Raw genomic sequence first — 19,839 nt, forward strand, 5'->3', positions numbered from 1 at the left:
CCGCCACATTGCCCGCCACCATCTTTTGACCGATTGAATACAACCCTGTTATGGCATCCATCTCCCTCAAGAACATCGTCAAGCGCTACGGCACCGGCAAGGCTGCCGTGCCCGTCATCCACGGCGTGAACGCCGAGATCAAGGACGGCGAATTCATCGTGCTGGTCGGCCCCTCGGGCTGCGGCAAGTCCACGCTGCTGCGCATGATCGCCGGCCTGGAGGAAATCACCGGCGGCGAACTGTGGATCGGCGACAAGGTCGTCAACAACCTGGAGCCCGCCAAGCGCAACATCGCCATGGTGTTCCAGAACTACGCGCTGTATCCGCACATGAGCAACTACGAGAACATGGCCTACGGCCTGAAGCTCGCCAAGGTGCCCGAGGACGAGATCAAGCGCCGCGTGGACAAGGCCGCCAAGATCCTGGAACTATCCCACCTGCTGGACCGCAAGCCGCGCCAGCTGTCGGGCGGCCAGCGCCAGCGCGTGGCCATGGGCCGCGCCATCGTGCGCCAGCCCCAGGTCTTCCTGTTCGACGAGCCGCTGTCCAACCTGGACGCCAAGCTGCGCGGCCAGACCCGCATCGAGATCCAGAAGCTGCACGCCGAGCTGGGCATCACCAGCCTGTTCGTGACCCACGACCAGGTCGAGGCCATGACGCTGGCCCAGCGCATGATCGTGATGAACGGCGGAAATGTCGAGCAGTTCGGCACGCCCGAGGAGGTCTACCACACGCCCGCCTCCACCTTCGTGGCCGGCTTCATCGGTTCGCCCCCGATGAACCTGCTCAAGAACGCACCCAACGGCAGGCAGGGCCAGATCCTGGGCATCCGCCCCGAGCACATCGACCTGGTCGAGGCCGGCGGCTGGGAGTTCATGGTCGAGACCGTGGAGTTGCTGGGCGCCGAGCGCCTGCTGTACGGCAAGGTCGGTGGCGAGGACGTGACCGTGCGCGTGGAGGAAGGCCAGCCCTACCCCAAGCCCGGCGAAACGGCCCGCATCTCGGCCCGCGAAGACCGCCTGCACTGGTTCCATGCCGAAACCGGCAAACGCATCTGACGGCACGCATGCACGTCCCGCCAGCAGCGTCGAACGCGACTGATTAATCGGAAGAGCGCCCCAGGTCCAGCACTTGCGGCGCTCTTGTCACATCGGCACGAGCTGCAAACCCACCATGACTACTGCACTGAAACCCTGGCCCTACCCCCGCTGGGTCGCCCACCGGGGCGCCGGCAAGCTGGCCCCCGAGAACACCATGAGCGCCTTCCGCCTGGGCGCGCAGCACGGCTACCGCTTCTTCGAATGCGATGCCAAGCTCAGCAGCGACGGCGTGCTGTTCCTCATGCACGACGCCACGCTGGAGCGCACCACCAACGGCCGCGGCATCGGCGGCGCGCTGACCATGGGCGAGATTGCCCAGCTCGATGCCGGCAGCTGGCATTCGCGCGCCTATGCGGGCGAGCAACTGCCCACGCTGGAGGCGCTGGCGCGCTGGTGCCTGGCCAACCACCTGCACCTGAACGTGGAGATCAAGCCCACGCCGGGCCAGGACGAGGAAACCGGCCGTGCCTGCGGCGAACTCATGAACCGCATCTGGCCCCAGGCCGCCGTGCAGCCGCTGTTCACCTCGTTCAAGCCCGAGGCGCTCAAGGGCGCGCGCGACGTTGCGCCGCACATTCCGCGCGGCCTGCTGGTGGACAGGTTCTCCGACGGCACCGGCGATGCCGACCTGAAGATCGCGCTCGGCCTGGACTGCTCGGCCCTGGTGCTCAACCATGCGCTGTGGGATGCGGCGCTGGTGACCAGGGTGCATGGCGCGGGCCTGCGCTGCAGCAGCTACACCGTCAACGACCCATGGGCCGCCCAGCGCCTGATCGACCTGGGCACGGACGGCATCATCACCGACCGCGTGGACCTGTTCAGCCCCGCGCAGATAGGTTCGCAACTCTGATTTGAGAGCTGCTTGCACTGACTCTGATTGAGCTTCAGATCATTCATTGATTGAAACCCAATATGAACAGACGCAAGCAGCTTCTGCATTCATAGCAAACACCACCTGAAACTGGCACGCTCCCAAAACCAGAGCGGCCAAGCAAGGGCCGCCCCGCAGCGAAGGCTGCGTCCCCCTTGGGGAAGGCGCAAAGCGCCTCAGGGGGTCAATCCATCTTGGTGCCCGAGGCCTTGACCGCCGCGGCCCAGCGCGGCATTTCGCCAGCCAGGAATTTGGCGAACTCGTCTGCACCCAAGAAGGCCGGATCGGCGCCCTGCTCCACCATGCGGCTCTTCACATCGGGCAGGCTCATCACCTGCTGGAAGGCGCCGCTGAGCTTGGCCACCACCTCCTTGGGCGTGCCGGCCGGCGCCAGGAATCCGTAGAAGCCCACGACCTCGAATCCCTTGATGCCAGACTCGATGGCGGTCGGCACATCGGGCAGCGCGGGATTGCGTTCCCTGCTCGTCACGGCCAGGGCGCGCACCTTGCCCTGCTTGTGGTAGGCCGCGGCCTGCGGAATGCTCTCGGCCATGAACTGCACCTGGCCGCCGATCAGGTCGGTGAAGGCCGGCGCGCTGCCCTTGTAGGGGATGTGGACCAGGTCCAGGTTCGTGGCGTTCTTGAACATCTCGGGCACCAGGTGGCTGATGCCGCCGTTGCCGGCCGAGCCGAAGTTGATCTTGCCGGGGTTGGCCCTGGCATAGGCCATGAATTCCTGCAGATTCTTGGCCGGCACCTTGTTGTTGACCAGCAGCGCCAGCGGCTGCATGGCGGTGCGCGCCACGGGCGTGAAGTCCTTCAGGGTGTTGTAGGGCAGCTTGGGATAGAGCGCCGGATTGATCACCATCACGCCGGTGTTGGCCAGCATCAGCGTGTAGCCGTCGGCGGGCGACTTCATCACGTCCTGCGCGCCCACGGCGCCGCCGGCGCCGGGCTTGTAGTCCACGATGATGGGCTGGCCCAGCACGCCCTGCAGCTTGTCGGTCAGCAGGCGCGCATGCTGGTCCAGCGGGCCGCCGGCCGGAAAGCCCACCACCACGCGGATGGGCTTGACGGGGAAGCTGCCGCCCTGGGCATGGGCCAAGGTGAAAGCCGTGAGGCCCAGGACCGCTGCCAGTCCCAGGCGCCCAAATCTTGGCCAGAATTTTTTCATGGTTGTCTCCCGATATGTGGATCTTCTAGAGGCTGTGGCCCGCGCACGGGCCACCCGCAAACAGACGCGGCCCCAGCGGGGCCGCAGATCGGGATTCTAAGAGCGTGTTCACGATCTTAGAGCTGGCTTGCGCTTCAAACGCCTGAAGACGCGGCGGTTTCAGCGCGCCGCGGGCAGGTTTTCCCGCACGTAGTCGGCCACCACCTGCATCAGCGTGGCAAAGTGCGCGCGCAGCGGCTCGAAGCCGGCATTGGGCTCGCGCGTGTCCTCGTCCATGTAGACCGGTCGGCGGATCTCGATCTGCATGGAATGGCGCCCCAGCTGCGGCTGGCCGATGCGGCCGATCAGCTCCACCCCCTTGTAGGGCTCGTTGTAGGCCACGCTGTAGCCAAAGCCCTTGAGCGTGTCGCCGACCAGGTGGATGAACTCGGGCGCGCAGGTCGTGCCGTCGCGGTCGCCGAGCACGAAGTCGGCCAGCGGCGGCGCATCCGTGCGGCCCAGGCGCTTGTACACGTCATTGGGCATGGAATGCAGGTTCAGGTGCCAGACACCGCCGAAGCGCTGCACGCTGGCATCGATGGCCTGCGCCAGCGCCGCATGGTAGGGGCGCCAGTAGCGCGCGATGCGGTGCTCGATCTCGGCCACCGTGCGCTTGCGCTCGTACAGCGGCGTGGCCACGCCGTCCTTGCTGATGCGCTGCCAGATCAGGCCCAGGCCCTGCTGGGTCTTGATGCTGGGCGACAGCGGCACGGGCCATTGGCCTTCGATCTGCGCGGGGTCCAGGTCGGCCTCGCTGCGGTTGGCGTCGATATAGGTGCGCGGAAACGTGGCTTCGATCAGCGTGGCGCCGAATGCGGGCCAGCGGTCCCACAGCGCGGCCACATGCGTGTCCTCGCCGCGGCGCAGCAGGCGCATGGGCACGGCATGGCCGAAGTCCTCGGGATAGGCCGTACCGCTGTGCGGCGAATCGCAGACGATGGGCAGCGCTTCGCCCTGTGGCAGATGGGTGATGACCGGCTCGTCCGGCCGGGCTTGCAAGAAATCGGGTGCCGGCATGCGGGCCTTCCTTGTCGTGGCGGCAGCGGAGGCTGCGGCCGCCGCCTGCGGCAGCCGCGCAAGGCCTCCGTCAGCCATTAGTCCAGCTTGATGTTGGCGCGCTTGGCCACGGCCGTGTAGCGCTCGATGGCGACCTTGATCTGCTTGGCAAATTCTTCAGGCGTGTTGCCCATGGATTCGCCCGAGATGGACTTCTGCTTTTCCAGGTAGTCGGGCATGGCCATGGCCTTGTGGGCCGCGGCATTGAGCTTGTCGATGATGGGGCGCGGCGTGCCGGCTGGCGCCACCAGGCCGAACCAGCCGCCGTCGCCCATCTGGGGATAGCCCAGCTCGGCATAGGTCGGCACGTCGGGCAGCACTTCGGCGCGCTTCAGGGCCAGCACGGCCAGCGGGCGCAGCTTGCCGTCCCTGATGTGGGGCAGCGTGGAAGGCAGGTTGTCGGTCATGGCATTGACCTGGCCGCCCAGCGCATCGGTGATGGCCTGGCCCGCGCCCTTGTAAGGGATGTGCAGCAGCTGGATGCCGGCCAGGTTCATGAAGTTCTCGATGTTGGCATGGCCCAGCGAGCCCGTGCCCGGCGAGGCGAAGGTGTACTTGTCCGGATGGGCCTTGGCCAGGGCGATGAATTCCTTCATGGTCTTGGCCGGCACGCTGGAATTGACCACGAACACGCTGGGCACGCTCATCACGTTGGTGATGGGCGCGAAGTCCTTGATGGCGTCGTAGGGCAGCTTGCGGAAGATGGCCGGATTGGAGCCGTGGGTGGACACGGTGGCCATGCCGATGGTGTAGCCGTCCGGCGCGGCCTTGGCGATCTCGGAAGCGCCGATCGAGCCGCCGGCGCCGCCCTTGTTGTCCACCACCACGGACTTGCCGAGGATCTGGCTCATTTTCTCGGCCAGCAGGCGGGCCACCATATCGGTCGAACCGCCGGCGCCGAACGGCACCACCAGGCGGATGGGGCGGCTCGGATAGTCGGCCGCGGCATTCGCCGCGAATGCGGGGCTGAGCGAAATAGCGGCAGCGCCCGCAAGCAGGCTGGACAAAACGGTGCGGCGAATGGCCATGTGGACTTTCCTCTCCAGAAATATGGTTGATATGGCGCGAACCGGCTGGTTGGCAACGGGCTGCATTCTGGTGGCAGGCGCTCCCGGGGAAAAGCGACAAGAAAGCACAGTCATATGACTGCCCGTCATAATGGTTCGGCCATGCGCATGCACTCCCCCTCCCTGTCCGAGCTGCACGCTTTCTCGGCGGCCGCGCGCCTGGGAAGCTACTCGCTGGCCGCCCAGGAGCTGTATGTCACCCAGGGCGGCATCAGCCGGGCCATCGCCCGTCTCGAAGAACATCTGGGCTTTGCGCTGTTCGAGCGCCAGGGCCGGCGCAACGCGCTCACGCGCGCGGGGCAGGAATACCTGCAGGCCGTCGAGCCCGCCCTCATGGCCATCGAGGCCGCGTCGGCCGCCGCCCGCCGCAACTCCAGCCAGCGCAGCGGCGCACCACAGCTGCGCCTGTCCGTCGTACCCACGCTGTTCAGCCACTGGCTGATTCCGCGCCTGCCGGATTTCAGCGCCCGCCATCCGGAAGTGATGCTGTCCTTTGCCCCCTACCGGAGGGACGACACGCTGAACGCGCCCGAGATCGATGCCTGGATCCGCGTGGGCAGCCACTGGGCACCCGACATCGCCGCCGACTATGTGATCGGCCGCGACCTGATCCCCATCTGCCATCCGCGCGACCTGCAGGGACCGCAGGCCATACGCGACGCTGCCGATGTCCTCGGTCGGCCGCTGCTGGCCCACACCAACTACCCGGGCAACTGGGCCTGCTGGGCCGCGGCGCAAGGCGTTGCGCAGGACTGCCCGCAGCCCAAGGCGGACTTCGAGACCGTGGCCCTGCTGGTGCAAGCCGTGGCCGCAGGCATGGGCGTGGCCGTGGTGCAGCGCTGCCTGGTGGAGGAGGACCTGGCCGCCGGCCGCGTTGCGCAGGCGCTGGATGCCCCCGTCAACATCGGGCGCGGCTACTTTCTGTGCCGGCCTGCGGCGCGCACGCCGACGGCGGCGCTGGAGCAGTTCAGGCACTGGATTCTGGAGCAGGCCGCGCCGCGGGCCATCCCGCCGGAAACAGGTGCCTCCGCCTCTGCGCCTTCAGCGCCAGCCGCGTGAAAGCACCCACTGGCACAAGGCACTTGACAACACCAGCGCCGCGTAGCTGGCCATCTTCCCATCGCGGCCGAACCACCACATGCCCACCGCCAGAACCGCGCAACCCACAATGGAATTGATAGCTACCTGCGCTTTCCAGGAAAGGGCTGCAGCCTGATTTACCTTGAATAACCGGGCATACAGCGCCATGCCTGCGGCGAGAAAGAATGCAGGGGCCGCGAAGTTGAGTAAATGATTCACGCTCGCAACTGCGCCCATTGCCGCGGCTCCGATTCCAAGACTTTGAACTCGGGTGATACCCGAAAGAAGCCGAAATTTTATAATCTAGGGTTATGGCAGTCTGGGCTCTCGGTATCAATCACCACACGGCTCCGCTCGATATGCGGGGCCGTTTCGCGTTCGCGCTCGATCAGATCGCGCCCACGCTGCAAGGCCTGCGCGCCTCCCTGACCGGCGCCGGCCGAGCCCATAGCGCGGTGGAAACCGCCATTCTCTCCACCTGCAACCGCACCGAAATCTACTGCGCCGCCGACACGCCGGCCATGGACCATACGCTGCACTGGCTGGCCAGCAGCGGCGGCATCGCGCCCGAACTGCTGCGCCAGCACTCCTACCTGCTGCAGGACGGCTCCGTGGCCCGCCATGCCTTCCGCGTGGCCAGCGGCCTGGATTCCATGGTGCTGGGCGAGGCCCAGATCCTGGGCCAGATGAAGAATGCCGTGCGCGCCGCCGAGTCCGCCGGAGCGCTGGGCACCACGCTCAACCAGCTGTTCCAGCGCAGCTTCGCCGTGGCCAAGGAAGTGCGCAGCTCCACCGAGATCGGCGCGCATTCGATCTCCATGGCCGCAGCCGCCGTGCGCCTGGCCGGCCAGCTGTTCGAGGACCTGAGCCAGATCCGCGTGCTGTTCGTGGGCGCCGGCGAGATGATCGAGCTGGTCTCCACCCACTTTGCCGCCAGGAATCCCAGGCAGATCACCATCGCCAACCGCACCCTGGAACGCGGCGAGAAGCTGGCCGCCCAGTTCGGCGCCGGCACCATGCGCCTGGCCGATCTGCCCGAGCATCTGCACGAGTACGACGCCGTCATCAGCTGCACCGCCTCGAGCCTGCCCATCATCGGCCTGGGCGCCGTGGAAAGCGCGCTCAAGAAGCGCAAGCGCCGCCCCATCTTCATGGTGGACCTGGCCGTGCCGCGCGACATCGAATCCGAGGTCAAGAACCTCAACGACGTCTATCTCTACACCGTGGACGATCTGGCCACCGTGGTGCGCACCGGCCAGGCCCAGCGCCAGGCGGCCGTGGAGCAGGCCGAGGTCATCATCGACACCGGCGTGCAAAGCTTCATGCACTGGCTGGACCAGCGCAAGCCCGAAGGCGGCATGGTGCCGCTGATCCAGCAGATCAACACCCAGGCCGACGAATGGCGGGCGCTGGAGATTGCCCGTGCCAAGAAGCTGCTGGCCAGGGGCGAGGACGTGGATACCGTGCTCGAAGCCCTCTCGCGCGGCCTGACGCAGAAGATGCTGCACGGCACCATGGCCGAGCTGCACAAGGGCGACGCCGAGCAGCGCGCCCGCACCGCAGAGACCGTCTCGCGCCTGTTCCTTCGCTCCGGCCGCGACGCCGGCAAGTCCGCGCAGAAAACCCCGCTTTAGCGGAGCTCGCCGCCAGCGCTGCAGCGCCTGTCCTTCAGGCCTTCCGCTGCAGCCCATCCTTTCGCCGGCCTCTCCGGCACCGTGCCTTCTTTCCCGTTTTCCGATGCCGGCGCCGGCCCAGGCGCCCGCATCCCAGCCTTTGGTGAAGCCTTATGCAAGACTTTCTGCGCAACCAGCTCGAACGCTATGCCCAACGCCTGCAGGAGCTGGACTTCCTGCTCTCGCGCGAAGACATCATGGGCGATATGAAGCAGTACCGCACCATCTCGCGCGAGCATGCCGACGTCACGGCCATCGCCAGCCGCTATGCGCGCTACCAGCAGACGGAGGCCGACATCGCGGCGGCGCGCGACATGCTCGAAGACCCCGACATGGCCGAAATGGCCCGCGAAGAAATCAGCAACGGCGAGGCCGAACTGGTCCGGCTGGAGGACGAGCTGCAGCGCATGCTGCTGCCCAAGGACCCCGACGATGCGCGCCCGGCCTTCGTGGAAATCCGCGCCGGCACGGGCGGCGACGAGTCGGCCCTGTTCGCCGGCGATCTGGCCCGCATGTACACGCGCTATGCGGCCAATGTGGGCTGGAAGGTGGAAGTCATGAGCGCCAACGAAAGCGAGCTGGGCGGCTACAAGGAAGTCGTGCTGCGCATCGACGGCGACAACGTCTACGGCGCGCTGCGCTTCGAATCGGGCGGCCATCGCGTGCAGCGCGTACCGGCCACCGAAACCCAGGGCCGCATCCACACCAGCGCCTGCACCGTGGCCGTCATGCCCGAGCCCGACGAGGCCGAGGCCATCACGCTCAACCCGGCCGACCTGCGCATCGACACCTTCCGCGCCAGCGGCGCCGGCGGCCAGCACATCAACAAGACCGACTCCGCCGTGCGCGTGGTCCATCTGCCCACGGGCATCGTGGCCGAATGCCAGGACGGGCGCAGCCAGCACAGCAACAAGGCCAAGGCGCTGCAGGTGCTGCAGGCGCGCATCCAGGAAAAGGAACGCAGCGAGCGCGCCGCCAAGGAAGCCGCCCTGCGCAAGGGCCTGATCGGCTCGGGTGATCGCAGCGACCGCATCCGCACCTACAACTTCCCCCAGGGGCGCCTGACCGACCACCGCATCAATCTCACGCTGTACAAGCTGCTGCAGGTCATGGAAGGCGACCTGGACGAGGTGCTGCAGGCCCTGGCCCATGCCCGCGAGGCAGAGCTGCTCGAAGAGCTGGCCATCGCCTCCTGAACCGCTTCGCCCGCAAGACCCCATGGGCCGTAGCCCCCATCAGAAACAGACTGCAGGCAATCCCGAGATGTACATGCGTTTTCTGCCCGTCCTAGGCCGCCTTCTGCTTTGCAGCAGCCTGCTGGCCGCGGCCGGCACCAGCCAGGCGCTGGTGGCGCGCAAGCCCTCGGCCTACGAGTCCGGCGCCGGCAGCCCCGCGGATGCCGCAGCCAACCGCAGCGCGCCCGGAGAGCTGCCCGCACTTGCCGGCCGCGCCGACTTCGACCGGCTGGCGCGCGTCTACGATCCGGCCGGCGCTGCGGCCATGCCCCATGTACTGTTCGTGGTCGACCGCCAGGCCAGGCCCGCCAGGCTGTACTTCATCAACACGCCGCGCTATGCGCTGCACGAGAACTTTCTGCGCGCCAGGGGCCTGCTGCGCGGCGACCGGGCCGAACTCAACCGCAACTACCGGGAGCCGGGGCGCCGCTTCATCCTCGGCACGCTGAGCTGGCAGCCGGCCCTCCAGGGCTATAGCTACGAATTCTGGGAAGGCGACCGGCTCACGCCACAACTGCTGCAGGCCACGGCCGATGCGCTCAGGACAGGCTTTTTCGCGCCCGTGCGCTTCAAGGCCAATGCCACCGCGCAGGAAGCCGTGGCCCAGGCTGCGGGCATCGATGCCGCGACCCAGGCAGCGCTGATCGGCGCCCAGACCTATCTGCCGCTCAACACCGGCACGGCCGTGGGGCGGCTGCGCATCGTGGACGCCGCCGATGCCGTGAAAAGCCTGGCCGCGCAGGACATTGCTCTGCTGCGCGAAGTGCCCATCAGCCTGCCGCCCGTGGCCGGCGTGATCACCGAGCGGCCTTCCACCGTGCTCTCCCACGTCAACCTGCTGGCGCGCGGCTGGGGTGTGCCCAATGCCTATGTGCGCGATGCCGCCAGCGAGCTTGCGCAATGGAACGGCCGGTGGGTGCACCTGGAAGTGGGGCCCGGCGAATACCGGCTGCGCGCGGCCGACGCGGCCGAGCAGCGGGCTGCCGAAGCCCGGGCCGGCCGCAAGCCGGCCAACGGCAACCGCGTGCTGATCCAGCCCGATCTGGGCCGCAGCGAGCTGGTGCCGCTTTCCGCGCTGCGCGGTACGGACCGCCGGCGCTGCGGCGCCAAGGCCGCCAATCTGGGCGAGATCCGCTCTGCCCGCATCGCCGACGTGCTGGTACCCGATGGTTTCTGCATCCCGTTTGCCGCCTATGCCGACTTCATGCGCGGCAACGGCCTGGCCGAGCGCGTGGCCCGCATGCGCCAGCAGCCCGGCTTTGCCACGGACGCAGGCGTCAGGGCCCGCGCCCTGGCCGCGCTGCAGGCCGACATCGAGCAATGGCCGCTGCCCGCCGCCATGGCCCAGGCCTGGCAGCAGCGCTGGAGCAGCCAGCTCGGCGGCCAGGGCGTGTTCGTGCGCAGCTCGTCCAGCTCGGAAGACCTGCCCCACTTCAGCGGCGCGGGCCTGTACACCACGGTACCCAATGTGAAGACGGGCGATGCCCTGCTCCAGGCCGTGCGCAAGGTCTGGGCCTCGGTCTACAACTTCGAGGCCTGGGAGGCGCGCGAGGCTGCAGGCATCGACGACGGGCAGGTGGCGATGTCGGTTTTCGTGCAGACCGCCGTGGACTCCACGGCCTCGGGCGTGATGATCACGCGCGACCCGTTCGACGCCCGGCATCGCCATGCCACCTATATCGCCGCCAAGCGCGGCATAGGCATACGCGTGGTCGAAGGCCGGCGCGTGGCCGAGCAGATCATGTATTCGAGCCGCAGCCAGGCCGTGCAGGTGCTCAACCGCTCGGACGACGATGTGGCCCTGCAGCTGAGCGCCGCTGGCGGCGTCAAGGAAATTCCCACCCAGGCCGGGCGCGCCGTGCTCAGCGATGCGCTGGTGCAGCGCCTGGCCCGCACGGGCGCCGCCATCAAGCAGCGCTTCGGCGGCCGGGAGCAGGACATCGAATGGGCCATGCACGGCGACCGCATCATCATCCTGCAGGCCCGCCCCTTCATCACCGCGCCCGCCCGCTGAACCGGCGAGATGCCATGACCTCGTTCACCTCTGCCATCGTCCTGAGGCACTTGCACGCCGCGGGCTGGACGCCCGGGCGCGAGGCGGCGCCCGCGCCCGAGATCCAGGCTCTGCTGCATGCCCGGCCCGCAATGGCCCGCCACCCGGCCGTGGCCGCGCTGCGCCAGCTGGCGGGGCTGACCCTGGGCAAAGTCGGTGCCGGCCAGGAATGCGCCAGCAGCGATATCGCCCTCCACTGGAGCTCCAACGGCCTGGCGGATGCGCACACCGATGCGGACCTGCTCCTCTGGCAGGACGTGCTCAAGACATGCCTGGTCCAGGTTGCCGAAGTCCACCACGGCCACGGCCTGCTGCTCATGGCGGCCGACGGCCGCTGCTTCGGCATGAGCCTGGTCCACGATGCGTTCTGCTTCGAGGGAGAGAATCTGGAGCAGGCCATGGCGCATCTTCTGGGCGGCGTGCATTCGCGCCCCATGCTGCGCCCCGGCCGGCAAGAGGTCCACCTCTACGGCAAACGCTACACCCGGCACAGCCCCGAGACCTATGCGGGCTGACCCGGCAACCACGACATGACACAGACCCGCCCCTTCACCCCGACCATTGCCCAGGCCCTGGCCGAAGCGGCCCGCCAGGGCCTGCCCCGCATGGACGCCCAGATGCTGCTGCTGCATGCGGCGGGACAGTCGCCCCATGCGCGCGCCTGGCTCATCACGCACGACACCGACACGCTGAGCCCTGCCCAGCAGGCCAGCTGGCAGGCGCTGTGCGCCCGGCGCCTGCAGGGCGTGCCCGTGGCCTACCTCACGGGCCGCAAGGAGTTCTACGGCCTGGACCTGGCCGTGGATGCGCGCGTGCTGGACCCGCGCCCCGATACCGAGACCCTGGTGGACTGGGCGCTGGAGCTGATGCCGCCGCAGCAGCCCTGCCACGTGGTGGACCTGGGCACAGGCAGCGGCGCCATCGCCCTGGCCCTGCAAAGCCGCCGCCCCGCGGCCCAGGTGCTGGCCGTGGATGCCAGCGCCGACGCCCTGGCCGTGGCTCAGGCCAACGCCCAGCGCCTGCAGCTGCCCGTGCAGTTCGCCCACGGCAGCTGGCTCGAGCCCCTGGCCGGCCAGCCCGCCTGCGACCTGATCGTGAGCAATCCGCCCTATATCCGTGCGGACGATCCGCACCTGGCCAGCCTCACCCACGAGCCGCTGTCGGCCCTTGCCAGCGGCGGCGACGGCCTGGCGGACATACGCTGCATCATCGCCCAGGCGCCCGTGCACCTGAAGCGCGGCGGCTGGCTGCTGTTCGAGCACGGCTGGGACCAGGCGCCGGACGTGGCCACGCTCATGCAGCAGGCCGGCTTTGCCGCCGTACAGCACCGCGAGGACCTGGCCGGCATCGCGCGCTGCACCGGCGGACAGTGGCCGCCGGCTTGATTTTTCCGCCCGCACCCCGATTTGGGGACGAACCGGCACCCGATTCCCGCACGGCGCCCAGCCAAGGGCCGACAGTGAAATAATCCCTGCTGCGCTGCCGTCGCAGCAATCCACCGATTTTGGAGCCCACCATGAGCAACACCCAACAACGCATCGCCGACCTCGTCAAGAACAATGACATCCTGCTGTTCATGAAGGGCAATGCGAGCTTCCCCATGTGCGGCTTCTCCGGCCGTGCGATCCAGATCCTCAAGGCCTGCGGCGTGGACCCCAAGACCATTGCCACCGTGAACGTGCTCGAAGACCAGGAAATCCGCCAGGGCATCAAGGAATTCAGCAACTGGCCCACGATTCCCCAGCTGTACCTGCACGGCGAATTCATCGGCGGCTCGGACATCATGATGGAAATGTACGAATCGGGCGAGCTGCAGCAGCTGCTGGCCGCCAAGGCCTGAGCCCGGCCGCTCCCTCGCGCGAAGCCACGCCTTGCCGTGGCTTTTTTCATTGGGATATGCCATGCCAGCCCTTCCAGAGCCACCCGGCCACCACTGCTGCATCCATATCGACGGCAGCGCCCTGCCCAACCCCGGCCCCATGAGCCTGGGCGCCGTGCTGCGCATGCCCGACGGCCGCAGGCACACGCTGTCGCTCAACCTGCGCCGCAGCGGCTGCAACAACGAGGCCGAACTGCTGGCCCTGCTGGCTGCCCTGCGCAAGGCCCGGTCCCTGGGTATTCATCACATCACGCTGCGCACCGACAGCAGCGTGCTCGTGGAGCAGCTGGGCCCACCCGGCCCCAGGCCCGTGCGCCCCATCCCTCGCCTGGACCCCCTCTTTGCGCAGGCACGCAGCCTGATGCGCGAATTCGCGGAAATCCAGCTGCAGTGGATACCGCGCCACCGCAACCAGGAAGCCGACGCGCTCGCCCGTACCGCGCACGCCCTGCCGGGAAACCCGGCCCGCACCGGCTGAACGGCGGCCGCCGCCCATGCCAGCCTGGAGGCGGGGCCAGGCTTTATGTGATTGAATAAGGCATGTTGTTTTTGACGCAGTCGGTGCCCGCGCGCCACTGCGGCCCTGCCTATGAGTTTGCTCCAGAGCCTGCTGATGATCGCGGCACTGATTCTTGCCAGTGCCTTCTTTTCCGTGGCTGAAATCTCCCTGGCCGCCTCGCGCCGCCTGCGCCTGCGGCAGATGGTCGAAGATGGAGAGCCGCGCGCCGAGCAGGTCATGAAGATGCAGGCCCAGCCCGGCGAATATTTCACGGTCACGCAGATCGGCCTCAACGCCGTTGCCATCCTCGGCGGCGTCGTGGGCGAAGGAGCCCTCACCCCTTTCCTGACCCAGCTGCTGAGCCTGTGGCTGAGCGAGAGCCGCTCGCAGACGGTGGGCTTCCTGCTGTCCTTCATCACCATCACCTCGTTCTTCATTCTGTTTGCCGACCTACTGCCCAAGCGCCTGTCCATGGCCGAGCCCGAACGCCTGGCCGTGCGCGTGCTGCGCCCCATGCTCTGGTGCATGGCCGTGCTCAAGCCGCTGGTGTGGTGCTTCAACAAGCTGGCCGATGGCACGGCCCGGCTGCTCGGCCTGCCCACGGTGCGCGACGAGCGCATCACGCACGAGGACATCCTGGCCATGACCGAGGCCGGCACCAAGGCCGGCGTGCTGGCCGCGCAGGAGCAGCAGGTCATCGCCAACCTGTTCGAGCTGGACTCGCGCACCGTGGCCTCGGCCATGACGCAGCGCGACCGCATCGCCTTCTTCTACCGCGACGATCCCGACGAGGTGATCCGTGCGCGCATTGCCGAGGAGCCGTTCTCCACCTATCCGGTCTGCGACGGCGACATCGACCATGTGGTCGGCTACGTCGATGCCAAGGACCTGTTCCAGCGCTCGCTCAACAACCAGCCGCTGTCGCTGACCGACGACTCGCTGATCCGCAAGGTACTGATCGTGCCCGACCGGCTCACGCTGGCCGAGGTGCTGGAGCAGTTCCGCCTGGTGCACGAGGACTTTGCCGTCATCGTCAACGAATACAGCCTGGTCGTCGGCGTCGTGACGCTCAACGACGTGATGAGCACCGTCATGGGCGATCTGGTGACCGGCTCGGATGACGAGGAGCAGATCGTGCGCCGCGACGAGAATTCCTGGCTGATCGACGGCGTCACGCCTGTGGAAGACGTGATGCGCGTGCTGCAGCTTGACGACATGCCGCACGACGACGAGTACGAGACCCTGGCCGGCTTTCTCATGGTCATGCTGCGCCGCGTGCCGCGCCGCACGGATGCCGTGAACTGGGGCGGCTACAAGTTCGAGGTGCTGGACGTGGACAGCTACCGCATCGACCAGGTCATGGTCACGCGCCTGCCCGATCCTGCCGACGCCCATGCGGCTGCCAAGGCTGCAGGCAGCACCGCCCAGGCCGGTGCAACGGCCGGCAGCGAAGCGCACTCCTGAAACCAGAGCAGCTTGCGCCTTTTCTGCAAAGGCATCAGAAGCCTTTGCCTTTCAAATACAGCAAAGGCAAGCGCAATTCGCTTTCCTTTTCATAGCACCTTTGCCACGCAGCCTAGCTGCCCGCAATCTGCACAGGGCCCGGTTCTTCCACCATCCAATTGCGCTGGGCGCCAAAGACTGCATTCGGATATTGGGGCTGGCCACGGCTGCCGTTGTAGCGTCCCAGCGCCATGTAGGCATCGCCCTTCTCGCGGTCCAGGTAGTGGCGCAGGATCACGCAGCCAAAACGCAGATTGGTCTGCATGTGGAACAGCTTGCCCGCATCGCCGTCGCCCAGCAAGCGCATCCAGAACGGCATGATCTGCATGTAGCCGCGCGCACCCACGCTGGAGATCGCATATTTGCGGAAACCGCTCTCCACCTGGATCAGGCCCAGGACCATGGACACCTCCAGGCCCGCCCGTCTGGACTCGTACCAGACGGTCTGCAGGAATTCACGCCGCACCTGCGCATCGGGCTTGCGCTTGGCCAGCCGCTCGCTGCAGGCCACCAGCCAGCGCAGATAGCGCAGGCGCGCTTCGGTCGAGGGAAACTCCAGCTCCGGCGGCGCCTGGCCCACGACGGCCGCGCTCAGCGCCGTACGCACGGAATCGGCCAGCGGCTCTTCGAGCTGCCCGCCCGCCCAGGCCGCCTGCGGCAGCAACACTCCCACAGGCGATGCCAGCAGTGAAGCGGCAGCGGCCAGACAGGAGCGGCGGCTGAGCATGATCGGCGCGCTGTTACAGGCCCAGACGGCTCTTCAGGTGTGCCAGCACCTCGCCGACGGCCAGCTTGGTGGCCTCGGTGTCGCGGCGGTGCTGGTATTCCACGATGCCCTCCTTGAGGCCGCGGTCGCCCAGCACCACGCGATGCGGCACGCCGATCAGCTCCCAGTCGGCGAACATGGCGCCGGGGCGCTCGCCGCGGTCGTCCAGGATCACGTCCACGCCCAGCGCCAGCAGCTCGGCATAAAGCTTTTCGGCTTCGGCCTTGACCAGTTCGCTGCGGTCCATGCCGATGGGGCAGACCACCACGGTGAACGGCGCGATCGCGTCGGGCCAGATGATGCCGCGCTCGTCATGGCTTTGCTCGATGGCGGCGGCCGGCAGGCGCGTCACGCCGATGCCGTAGCAGCCCATCTCGAACTCGGTGGGCTTGCCGTTCTCGGCCAGGAAGGTGGCCTTCATGGCCTTGGAGTACTTGGTGCCCAGGTAGAACACGTGGCCGATCTCGATGCCGCGCTCGATGAGCAGTTCGCCCTTGCCGTCGGGCGACTTGTCGCCGGCCACCACATTGCGCAGATCGGCCACGACTTCGGGCTCGGGCAGATCGCGGCCGAAATTCACGCCGGTGATGTGGAAATCCACCTCGTTGGCGCCGCAGACCCAGTCGGCCATCACGGCCACCTCGCGGTCCACCACCAGCTTCACGGGCTTTTTCAGGTTGACCGGACCCAGGTAGCCGGGCTGGCAGCCGAAGTGCTCCTCGATCTCGGCCACGGTGGCAAAGCGGAAGTTGGCCAGGCCCTCGACCTTGCCCACCTTAATCTCGTTCATCTCGTGGTCGCCGCGCAGCAGCAGCAGCCAGACCTGCGTCTTGACGACCTGTCCGGCCTCGTCGGTCTCGTCGGTAGCCAGCACCAGGGACTTCACGGTCTGCGCCAGGGGCAGGCCCAGCTGCTGCGCCACGGACTCGCAGGTGCTGTTGCCGGGCGTGGCCACCTTGGCCATGGCCTGTGCGGGTGCGGGACGGGGGCCGGCCGGCGGCAGGCTTTCGGCCTTCTCGATATTGGCGGCGTAGTCGCTGTTCGGGCAATAGACGATGGCATCCTCGCCCGTGGAGGCGATCACCTGGAACTCCTCGCTCAGATCGCCGCCGATGGCACCGCTGTCGGCGCGCACGGCACGGTACTGCAGGCCGAAGCGGTCGAAGATGCGCTTGTAGGCCTCGCGCATGGTCTGGTAGCTGATCTGGGCGGCATCGCGGTCCTTGTCGAAGGAATAGGCATCCTTCATGATGAACTCGCGCCCGCGCATCAGGCCGAAGCGGGGACGGCGCTCGTCGCGGAACTTGGTCTGGATCTGGTAGAGGTTCTTGGGCAGCTGCTTGTAGCTCTTGAACTCCTGGCGCGCGATGTCCGTCACCACTTCCTCGCTGGTGGGCTGGATCACGAAGTCGCGCTCATGGCGGTCCTGGATGCGCAGCAGCTCGGGGCCCATCTTGTCGAAGCGGCCGGTCTCCTGCCACAGCTCGGCCGGCTGCACCACGGGCATGGTCACCTCGATGGCGCCGGCGCGGTTCATTTCCTCGCGCACGATGGCCTCGACCTTGCGGATCACGCGCAGGCCCATGGGCATGTAGTTGTAGATGCCGGCCCCCAGCTTCTTGATCATGCCGGCCCGCGTCATGAGCTTGTGGCTGACCACTTCGGCGTCCGCCGGAGCTTCCTTGAGGGTGGAGATGAGAAATTGGGAGGCTTTCATGGAACTGGCAATAAAGCGGTAACGAAGCGGAAATGACCATGGCCCGCTTGCCGATCACAAGGGGCCATGCATAATGAACACAATTCAAAAAATTGGGGTTCGATTATGCTTGACCGGGACGGATTCCGCCCGAACGTCGGCATCATCCTGCTCAACCAAAGAAACCAGGTGTTCTGGGGAAAACGCATCCGCACCCACAGCTGGCAGTTTCCGCAAGGTGGCATTGACCGGGGGGAGACACCCGAGCAGGCCATGTTCAGAGAACTGCATGAGGAAGTGGGGCTGAAGCCCAACCACGTTCGCGTGGTTGCCCGCACCCGGGACTGGTTGCGCTACGAGGTGCCGGACCGGTATATCCGCCGCGACGCGCGCGGGCATTACAAAGGCCAGAAGCAGATATGGTTTCTGCTTCAATTGGTCGGCCACGACTGGGATTTGAACCTGCGTGCCACCGACCATCCCGAGTTCGACGCCTGGCGTTGGAACGACTACTGGGTGCCGCTCGACGTGGTTGTCGAATTCAAACGCGGCGTCTACGAGATGGCGCTGACAGAGCTTGCGCGCTTCGTGCCCCGCGGCGAGCAGCAGCGCAATCGCTATCTGCGCAGCGGCATGCGCCCGCGCGAGCTGGAGGCGGGCGGCAATGCCTTTGCCACACCGCAGCCCCATCATGCCCCGGCCATGCATCCTGCCAGGACCGGGAGTTTTCGCATGAACCCGGGCATGGAACTGCCTCCGGGTGCCAGCTTCGACCCGGACCCCCAGTCCGGACAAGGCGAGCCGGATACGGATCCGCACGCAGGCAGAAGCAGCAAGCATCTGCAGTAAAGGTAAAAAAAGCCGCACAGAACCTCTGAGCGGCTTTTTTGTTTCGGGCGCCCGGGATTCCTGCAGCGCCACAGGCATCGCCTCAGTGGCCGGCAACCACCATGTTGTCGCGGTGCACCATCTCGGGCCCGGCCGAATAGCCGAGCAGGCCTTCGATCTCGGCCGAACTCCTGCGGCACAGCAACCTGGCCTCGGCACTCGCATAGCTGGCCAGCCCCCGCGCCACCTCCCGACCGCTCTCGTCACGCACGGCAATCACCTCGCCCCGGGAAAAATCGCCTTCCACGGCCATCATGCCGATGGGCAGGAGGCTTTTGCCCTCATCGCGCAGCTTGGCCACGGCGCCGGCATCCACGGTCACCGAGCCGCGCAGCTGCAGATGGTCGGCAATCCACTGCTTGCGCGCCTGCGTCTTGTGCGTACGGGCCACGAGCAGCGTGCCGATGGATTCTCCCTGGGTGAGCCGCAGCAGCACATCCTTCTCGCGCCCCCAGGCAATCACGGTGGAGGCCCCCGAACCAGCAGCCCGCTTGGCCGCGAGGATCTTGGTGATCATGCCGCCCTTGCCGATCGAAGAGCCGGCACCGCCGGCCATGGCTTCCAGCTCGGGATCGCCGGCCTGGGCCACGTCGATGAAGCGGGCATCGGGATTCTTGCGCGGATCGGCGCTGTACAGGCCTCGCTGATCGGTCAGGATGACCAGTGCATCCGCTTCCACCAGATTGGCCACCAGAGCGCCCAGGGTGTCGTTGTCGCCGAACTTGATCTCGTCGATGACCACCGTGTCGTTCTCATTGATGACGGGCACGACCCCCAGGTCCAGCAGCGTCAGCAGCGTGGTGCGCGCGTTCAGGTAGCGCTCGCGGTCGGCCAGGTCGCCATGGGTGAGCAGAACCTGGGCACTGGCCACGCCTTCCTCGCGCAGCTTGGTCTCGTACATCTGGGCCAGCCCCATCTGGCCCACGGCGGCGGCAGCCTGCAGCTCGTGCACCTCGGTGGGGCGCGTGGTCCAGCCCAGGCGCTTCATGCCCTCGGCGATGGCACCGCTGGAGACCATGATGACCTCGCGGCGCACGCCGTCCTCCCCGCGCACCAGGGCAGCCAGCTGGCGGCTCCACTCCTGGATGGCGCCCTCGTCCAGGCCGCGGCCTTCATTAGTGACGAGGCTGGAGCCCACCTTGACCACGATGCGATGGGCATCACGCAACACGTTGGAAGACATGAGGATTTGACAGTGTTTTATGCCTCCAGCACTTATGCATCAAGCGCTGGAAGCTATTGAATTCAAAGCAGGACAGC

Annotated in this window: 19 protein-coding genes; 12 read left to right on the plus strand and 7 right to left on the minus strand. The window is 67.0% G+C overall.

Annotated elements, in window-relative coordinates; translation table 11 throughout:
- Positions 1-50 precede the first annotated feature (50 nt).
- Together Cte04_RS05500 and ugpQ are read left to right on the plus strand one after the other, a co-directional pair.
- Positions 51-1,058, plus strand: a complete 1,008-nt coding sequence (locus tag Cte04_RS05500; protein WP_066473302.1) for a sn-glycerol-3-phosphate import ATP-binding protein UgpC — start codon at positions 51-53, stop codon at positions 1,056-1,058.
- 115 nt (positions 1,059-1,173) lie between these two features.
- Positions 1,174-1,950, plus strand: a complete 777-nt coding sequence (ugpQ, locus tag Cte04_RS05505; RefSeq protein ID WP_066473306.1) for a glycerophosphodiester phosphodiesterase — start codon at positions 1,174-1,176, stop codon at positions 1,948-1,950.
- Between the two features lie 205 nt (positions 1,951-2,155).
- On the opposite strand, the gene Cte04_RS05510 is transcribed toward ugpQ, so the two are convergent.
- The 3 genes from Cte04_RS05510 to Cte04_RS05520 form a co-directional block, all read right to left on the minus strand.
- Complete coding sequence (locus Cte04_RS05510; protein WP_066473309.1) at positions 2,156-3,145, minus strand: Bug family tripartite tricarboxylate transporter substrate binding protein; 990 nt, start codon at positions 3,143-3,145, stop codon at positions 2,156-2,158.
- 159 nt (positions 3,146-3,304) lie between these two features.
- A complete protein-coding gene (locus Cte04_RS05515; RefSeq protein ID WP_066473312.1) occupies positions 3,305-4,201 on the minus strand; it encodes an N-formylglutamate amidohydrolase in 897 nt (298 codons plus the stop codon).
- Between the two features lie 77 nt (positions 4,202-4,278).
- Positions 4,279-5,268 (minus strand): tripartite tricarboxylate transporter substrate binding protein BugE, encoded by a 990-nt coding sequence (locus Cte04_RS05520; RefSeq protein ID WP_066473316.1) that lies wholly within the window; start codon positions 5,266-5,268, stop codon positions 4,279-4,281.
- 141 nt (positions 5,269-5,409) lie between these two features.
- Between Cte04_RS05520 and Cte04_RS05525 the strand changes: the two genes are divergently transcribed.
- Positions 5,410-6,366: a LysR substrate-binding domain-containing protein gene (locus Cte04_RS05525; protein WP_066473320.1), complete on the plus strand. Its 957-nt coding sequence runs from the start codon at positions 5,410-5,412 to the stop codon at positions 6,364-6,366.
- Here the strand turns inward: Cte04_RS05525 and Cte04_RS05530 are convergent.
- Positions 6,349-6,624, minus strand: coding sequence for a hypothetical protein (locus Cte04_RS05530; protein ID WP_066473323.1), 276 nt, complete (start codon positions 6,622-6,624; stop codon positions 6,349-6,351). The two genes, Cte04_RS05525 and Cte04_RS05530, sit on opposite strands and share 18 nt — an antisense overlap.
- Before the next feature lie 74 nt (positions 6,625-6,698).
- Between Cte04_RS05530 and hemA the strand changes: the two genes are divergently transcribed.
- The 8 genes from hemA (at position 6,699) to paeA (ending at position 15,190) form a co-directional block, all read left to right on the plus strand.
- On the plus strand, positions 6,699-8,021 hold the full coding sequence (gene hemA / locus Cte04_RS05535) for a glutamyl-tRNA reductase (protein WP_066473325.1): 1,323 nt from the start codon (positions 6,699-6,701) through the stop codon (positions 8,019-8,021).
- 152 nt (positions 8,022-8,173) lie between these two features.
- Complete coding sequence (prfA, locus tag Cte04_RS05540; RefSeq protein WP_066473333.1) at positions 8,174-9,256, plus strand: peptide chain release factor 1; 1,083 nt, start codon at positions 8,174-8,176, stop codon at positions 9,254-9,256.
- A gap of 67 nt (positions 9,257-9,323) precedes the next feature.
- Positions 9,324-11,309 carry a PEP/pyruvate-binding domain-containing protein gene (locus Cte04_RS05545; protein WP_066473335.1) on the plus strand — a complete coding sequence of 662 codons (1,986 nt, stop codon included), beginning with the start codon at positions 9,324-9,326 and terminating at the stop codon, positions 11,307-11,309.
- A gap of 14 nt (positions 11,310-11,323) precedes the next feature.
- Positions 11,324-11,863 carry an SUKH-3 domain-containing protein gene (locus tag Cte04_RS05550; RefSeq protein ID WP_066473337.1) on the plus strand — a complete coding sequence of 180 codons (540 nt, stop codon included), beginning with the start codon at positions 11,324-11,326 and terminating at the stop codon, positions 11,861-11,863.
- 15 nt (positions 11,864-11,878) lie between these two features.
- Complete coding sequence (gene prmC, locus Cte04_RS05555) at positions 11,879-12,733, plus strand: peptide chain release factor N(5)-glutamine methyltransferase (RefSeq protein ID WP_066473340.1); 855 nt, start codon at positions 11,879-11,881, stop codon at positions 12,731-12,733.
- Between the two features lie 131 nt (positions 12,734-12,864).
- Positions 12,865-13,188 carry a Grx4 family monothiol glutaredoxin gene (gene grxD, locus Cte04_RS05560; protein WP_066473342.1) on the plus strand — a complete coding sequence of 108 codons (324 nt, stop codon included), beginning with the start codon at positions 12,865-12,867 and terminating at the stop codon, positions 13,186-13,188.
- A gap of 61 nt (positions 13,189-13,249) precedes the next feature.
- Positions 13,250-13,705 (plus strand): ribonuclease HI family protein, encoded by a 456-nt coding sequence (locus Cte04_RS05565; RefSeq protein ID WP_066473344.1) that lies wholly within the window; start codon positions 13,250-13,252, stop codon positions 13,703-13,705.
- A 111-nt stretch (positions 13,706-13,816) separates the two neighbouring features.
- On the plus strand, positions 13,817-15,190 hold the full coding sequence (paeA, locus tag Cte04_RS05570; protein ID WP_066473346.1) for a polyamine export protein PaeA: 1,374 nt from the start codon (positions 13,817-13,819) through the stop codon (positions 15,188-15,190).
- Positions 15,191-15,302: 112 nt separating this feature from the next.
- Here the strand turns inward: paeA and Cte04_RS05575 are convergent, their stop codons facing one another.
- Together Cte04_RS05575 and Cte04_RS05580 are read right to left on the minus strand one after the other, a co-directional pair.
- Positions 15,303-15,956 carry a lytic transglycosylase domain-containing protein gene (locus Cte04_RS05575; RefSeq protein WP_066473350.1) on the minus strand — a complete coding sequence of 218 codons (654 nt, stop codon included), beginning with the start codon at positions 15,954-15,956 and terminating at the stop codon, positions 15,303-15,305.
- A 13-nt stretch (positions 15,957-15,969) separates the two neighbouring features.
- On the minus strand, positions 15,970-17,712 hold the full coding sequence (locus Cte04_RS05580) for a proline--tRNA ligase (protein ID WP_066473357.1): 1,743 nt from the start codon (positions 17,710-17,712) through the stop codon (positions 15,970-15,972).
- Between the two features lie 105 nt (positions 17,713-17,817).
- Here Cte04_RS05580 and Cte04_RS05585 point away from each other — a divergent pair, with 105 nt between their 5' ends.
- Entirely contained in the window at positions 17,818-18,540 is a 723-nt protein-coding gene (locus tag Cte04_RS05585; RefSeq protein ID WP_066473360.1) for an RNA pyrophosphohydrolase, read from the plus strand.
- A gap of 82 nt (positions 18,541-18,622) precedes the next feature.
- On the opposite strand, the gene proB is transcribed toward Cte04_RS05585, so the two are convergent.
- On the minus strand, positions 18,623-19,762 hold the full coding sequence (proB, locus tag Cte04_RS05590; RefSeq protein WP_066473362.1) for a glutamate 5-kinase: 1,140 nt from the start codon (positions 19,760-19,762) through the stop codon (positions 18,623-18,625).
- Positions 19,763-19,839: the final 77 nt, after the last annotated feature.

This window comes from Comamonas terrae (genome assembly GCF_001544075.1).
Taxonomy (GTDB): Bacteria; Pseudomonadota; Gammaproteobacteria; order Burkholderiales; family Burkholderiaceae_C; genus Comamonas; species Comamonas terrae.

Coding starts and splice junctions, on each gene's coding strand:
- Cte04_RS05500 (WP_066473302.1), top strand. CDS start 51: ATGGCATCCATCTCCCTCAAGAACATCGTCAAGCGCTACGGCACCGGC.
- prmC (WP_066473340.1), top strand. CDS start 11,879: ATGACACAGACCCGCCCCTTCACCCCGACCATTGCCCAGGCCCTGGCC.
- Cte04_RS05545 (WP_066473335.1), top strand. CDS start 9,324: ATGTACATGCGTTTTCTGCCCGTCCTAGGCCGCCTTCTGCTTTGCAGC.
- Cte04_RS05585 (WP_066473360.1), top strand. CDS start 17,818: ATGCTTGACCGGGACGGATTCCGCCCGAACGTCGGCATCATCCTGCTC.
- grxD (WP_066473342.1), top strand. CDS start 12,865: ATGAGCAACACCCAACAACGCATCGCCGACCTCGTCAAGAACAATGAC.
- hemA (WP_066473325.1), top strand. CDS start 6,699: ATGGCAGTCTGGGCTCTCGGTATCAATCACCACACGGCTCCGCTCGAT.
- ugpQ (WP_066473306.1), top strand. CDS start 1,174: ATGACTACTGCACTGAAACCCTGGCCCTACCCCCGCTGGGTCGCCCAC.
- proB (WP_066473362.1), bottom strand. CDS start 19,762: ATGTCTTCCAACGTGTTGCGTGATGCCCATCGCATCGTGGTCAAGGTG.
- Cte04_RS05580 (WP_066473357.1), bottom strand. CDS start 17,712: ATGAAAGCCTCCCAATTTCTCATCTCCACCCTCAAGGAAGCTCCGGCG.
- Cte04_RS05575 (WP_066473350.1), bottom strand. CDS start 15,956: ATGCTCAGCCGCCGCTCCTGTCTGGCCGCTGCCGCTTCACTGCTGGCA.
- Cte04_RS05565 (WP_066473344.1), top strand. CDS start 13,250: ATGCCAGCCCTTCCAGAGCCACCCGGCCACCACTGCTGCATCCATATC.
- prfA (WP_066473333.1), top strand. CDS start 8,174: ATGCAAGACTTTCTGCGCAACCAGCTCGAACGCTATGCCCAACGCCTG.
- Cte04_RS05550 (WP_066473337.1), top strand. CDS start 11,324: ATGACCTCGTTCACCTCTGCCATCGTCCTGAGGCACTTGCACGCCGCG.
- Cte04_RS05510 (WP_066473309.1), bottom strand. CDS start 3,145: ATGAAAAAATTCTGGCCAAGATTTGGGCGCCTGGGACTGGCAGCGGTC.
- Cte04_RS05530 (WP_066473323.1), bottom strand. CDS start 6,624: ATGGGCGCAGTTGCGAGCGTGAATCATTTACTCAACTTCGCGGCCCCT.
- Cte04_RS05525 (WP_066473320.1), top strand. CDS start 5,410: ATGCGCATGCACTCCCCCTCCCTGTCCGAGCTGCACGCTTTCTCGGCG.
- paeA (WP_066473346.1), top strand. CDS start 13,817: ATGAGTTTGCTCCAGAGCCTGCTGATGATCGCGGCACTGATTCTTGCC.
- Cte04_RS05520 (WP_066473316.1), bottom strand. CDS start 5,268: ATGGCCATTCGCCGCACCGTTTTGTCCAGCCTGCTTGCGGGCGCTGCC.
- Cte04_RS05515 (WP_066473312.1), bottom strand. CDS start 4,201: ATGCCGGCACCCGATTTCTTGCAAGCCCGGCCGGACGAGCCGGTCATC.